This window comes from Vibrio sp. Y176 (assembly GCF_033438945.1).
In genome coordinates, this window is the sequence record NZ_JAWOQS010000810.1 from 1 (window position 1) to 601 (window position 601).

Below are 601 nucleotides of genomic sequence, written 5' to 3' on the forward strand. Positions count from 1 at the left end.
AATGTAATCGTACCGAACAAGTTGCGCTCTACACTAAAACCTTTTAACCATTGAGTCGCCGCTTCCATTCCCATGATGTCGGTAACCGCACCTAGCAAAAAGCAGATCAACCAACCGCCAACAATGGAATAAAACGCTAAGACTGCACTTGGTACACTCAAACCAATCCAGCCCACAATACCGCCAAGCTTTTTGCCAGTCGGGTGGTTGGTTAATGCACGCATGCTGTCTACTGGGTTGGCTTGACCATGACGACCAATCGCCATTTCAACCACCAGCATAGGAAAAGCAACGATCAGAATCATCACTAAGTAAACCAGCAAGAAGGCTCCACCACCATTACTTGCTGCTTGTGTTGGGAAGCCCCAAATATTACCCAGACCAACCGCAGCGCCGGCGGCGGCTAAGATGAATCCGAGACGAGAGCCAAAATGCTCGCGAGGCTGAGAAGAAGTTTGTTGTGTCATACCACTCACACAAAATATCAATGAACTAGCTAACTAGTACACTATAGCAATATTAACTAATCAACAAGAGCAAGCAGGTCAAATACTCGACAAACGATACAAATGACAGACATTCAGTTTGTAAATTTTTACAT

General features: G+C 45.3%; 1 pseudogene. It reads right to left on the reverse strand.

Annotated elements, in window-relative coordinates:
• Positions 1-467: pseudogene (locus R7O13_RS28790) on the reverse strand (sodium-dependent transporter); the annotation flags it as partial.
• Between the last annotated feature and the right edge of the window lie 134 nt (positions 468-601).